The sequence below is a fragment of the Methylobacterium sp. WL18 genome, assembly GCF_008040015.1.
GTDB lineage: Bacteria > Pseudomonadota > Alphaproteobacteria > Rhizobiales > Beijerinckiaceae > Methylobacterium > Methylobacterium mesophilicum.
On the sequence record NZ_VRVD01000638.1, the window covers coordinates 1 to 2,680 of the forward strand.

Here is a 2,680-nt window from a genome sequence, read left to right on the forward strand (position 1 = left end):
CCTCGGCTCCGCCGGGCGCGGTGGCCGCGGGCGCCCGGTCCGTCGGCGGCCGCATCGAGCTGCGGTGACCCGATGAGGCTCGCAATCCCCGGAAGCCCCGGCCGCAGCGCTGCGGCCGGAGAACCCAGACCCGCGCCGAAGGTCCGGTCCCTGGGCGGTGCCGGCCGTTTCCTCGCCCGTGTCTGGCGCAAGAGCTCGGTCGCGGGCCTCGCGGTCTACGCCCTTGCGCTCGGCGGGGTGCTCGGCCTTGCCAGCGCCGATTGGGCGACGCGGGGCGGCTATCCGTTCGGCGGCGTGCCGGTCGGCGCCTGGACGGCCTGGCCTCGGGCCGGAGCCGGGAATGCCGACCCCTATACCCGTGCCGTCAACGCCCGCCGCGGGGAGATCCCCCTGGCGGTGGGCGAGGGCCTGCTGCTGACGGCGGCGGCCGACGACCAGGGCCAGACGCTCGACGCGACCTGCACGTATCGCATTGGCGGCGGGACGCCGCCGGCCCGGGCCTGGACCCTCACCGTCGCGGGTCGCGGTGCGCGCGATCCCGGGCGTCCGGCCGTGCGGGAGGGCTTCACCTCCACGGAGGTCCTGCGCTCGGCCGACGGGCGGTTCTCGGTGATCCTCGCGCCGGACGTCCAGCCCGGCAACTGGCTGCCGAGCCCCCGGAACAGCGGCCCGGTTCGCCTGGCCCTGCGCCTCTACGACACGCCGGTCGCCGCCAGCGTCGGATCCCTCGACCGGGCCTCGGTACCGGCCATCACCCGCCTGGGATGCGCCTCGTGAGCCCGCGCTTCCTCTTCGCCACGCTGATCGGCCTGGTGCTCGCCGGGATCGTGCACATCGCGACGGTGCTGGCGATCCCGCGTCTGTCCGAGACGGACGCCGTCTCGCGCGCCCGGACCAGCGAAAACCTGGATCACCCGCAGCCGATCTACACGGTCGCCACCGGCGACGACCCCTCCCCGCCCGAGGCGTGGCTGCCGATCCCGGACCCGGCCGTGGCGGTGGGCGTCTGTGCCTACGATCTCGCCGACGGGCCGATGCGCGTCTCTGCGCGGACCGGACCGCTGTCGCTGTCGCTCGCCGCGCATGCCCGGCGAGGCGCCTTCTACGCCGTGACCGACCAAGCCGCCGTGCGCGGCGCCCTCGACCTCGTGATCCTCACCCGGGCGCAGTACGACGAGGCTCTGGCCGACGACGACGAGAACGACCCGAGCCGCGACGTGCGCATCGTCGCGCCGGACACGCGGGGCGTCGTGGTCGTGCGGGTGATCGCCAGCCTGCCCAGCCAGCGACCCGGCGCCAACGCCGCCGTCCAAGCCGTCTCCTGCACCACCGACATGCCGGCAGACGAGTCCGCAGGCAAGGATGCCGGCGGCAAACCCACCGGGCGGTAGCGCCGGGTCGACTCAGTATTTGACGACCAGCGGGGGCGCCTCGGCGACCGGTACGATGGCGGCTTCGAGGCGCACGCCCTCCTGGTGGCGCTGGTCGATCTCGGGGGCTGCTGGGACCTCGACACGGTCGTCCGGGCCCTGTCCGACTTCGCCGACGCGTCGGTGAGCGCGGCCACCGACGCCCTGCTCCGGCAGGGCATGGCGGCCGGCCGGTTCCGGCCGCAGGACCCGGAGGCGCCGCAGGTCGGCTCCGGGCTGGTGATCCTGGCGCTCGGCAAGCATGGCGGGGCCGAGCTGAACTATTCCAGCGACATCGACCTCGTCGTCTTCTACGAGGCCGAGCCCGCCGCGGCCGCCACCGGCGGCGACCCCAAGGCGTTCTTCGTCAAGCTGGCGCAGGGCCTGGTGAAGCTCCTCTCGGAGCGCACCGCCGATGGCTACGTCCACCGGATCGACTACCGGCTGCGGCCGGACCCGGGCTCGACGGCGGTGGCGCTCTCAACCGGCTTCGCCTTCGACTACTACCAGACGCTGGGCCAGAACTGGGAGCGCGCCGCCTTCATCAAGGCCCGGCCGATCGCCGGCGACATCCCGGCCGGCGCGGCGTTCCTGGCCGATCTCGCGCCGTTCATCTGGCGCCGGCACTTCGACTTCGCGGCCATCGCCGAGATCCACGCGATGAAGCGGCAGATCCACCTGGTCCGCGGGCACGACACGATCACGGTGGCGGGCCACGACATCAAGATCGGCCGCGGCGGAATCCGGGAGATCGAGTTCTTCGTCCAGACCCAGCAGCTCGTGTTCGGCGGCCGCAAGCCCGCCCTGCGGGGGCGCCGGACCGTCGAGATGCTGTCCCGCCTCGTCGCGGAGGGCTGGATCGACGGACAAGCCCGGGACGAGCTCACGGAGGCCTACGGGTTCCTGCGCACCCTCGAGCACCGGATCCAGATGATCCGCGACGAGCAGACCCAGCGCCTGCCAACCGGGGATGCGGCGCTCGACGCGCTGGCCCTGTTCGCGGGCTTCCCCACGCGGGCGGCGTTCGAGGCGGCGCTGCTGCACCAGGCCGGCCGCGTCCAGGCCCATTACGCCCTGCTGTTCGAGGCGGCGCCCGGGGACGGAGCGCCGGAGGACGCCCTGGTGTTCGGCGAGAGCGAGGCCGACCCCGGCACCCTGGAGGCCCTGGCGGCGTTCGGGTTCCGCGATCCGCGGACAGCCTGGGAGACCGTGCAGGGCTGGCATGTCGGCCGCCGTCCGGCGCTCCAGGCCGGCCGCGCCCGGGAGATCCT

General features: G+C 74.1%; 2 protein-coding genes and 1 pseudogene. All 3 read left to right on the top strand.

Annotation, left to right across the window (positions count from 1 at the left end; all coding sequences use genetic code 11):
* Nucleotides 1-72: 72 nt before the first annotated feature.
* On the top strand, nucleotides 73-777 hold the full coding sequence (locus FV228_RS26210) for a DUF1214 domain-containing protein (RefSeq protein ID WP_147857210.1): 705 nt from the start codon (nucleotides 73-75) through the stop codon (nucleotides 775-777).
* Nucleotides 765-1,391, top strand: coding sequence for a hypothetical protein (locus tag FV228_RS26215; RefSeq protein ID WP_147857211.1), 627 nt, complete (start codon nucleotides 765-767; stop codon nucleotides 1,389-1,391). The genes FV228_RS26210 and FV228_RS26215 overlap by 13 nt, the downstream gene beginning before the upstream one ends.
* 72 nt (nucleotides 1,392-1,463) lie before the next feature.
* Nucleotides 1,464-2,680, top strand: a pseudogene (locus FV228_RS26220) (bifunctional [glutamine synthetase] adenylyltransferase/[glutamine synthetase]-adenylyl-L-tyrosine phosphorylase); the annotation flags it as partial.

Excerpts from the sequence above, each read along its gene's own strand:
- FV228_RS26215 (WP_147857211.1), top strand. The coding sequence starts at position 765 with ATGCGCCTCGTGAGCCCGCGCTTCCTCTTCGCCACGCTGATCGGCCTG.
- FV228_RS26210 (WP_147857210.1), top strand. The coding sequence starts at position 73 with ATGAGGCTCGCAATCCCCGGAAGCCCCGGCCGCAGCGCTGCGGCCGGA.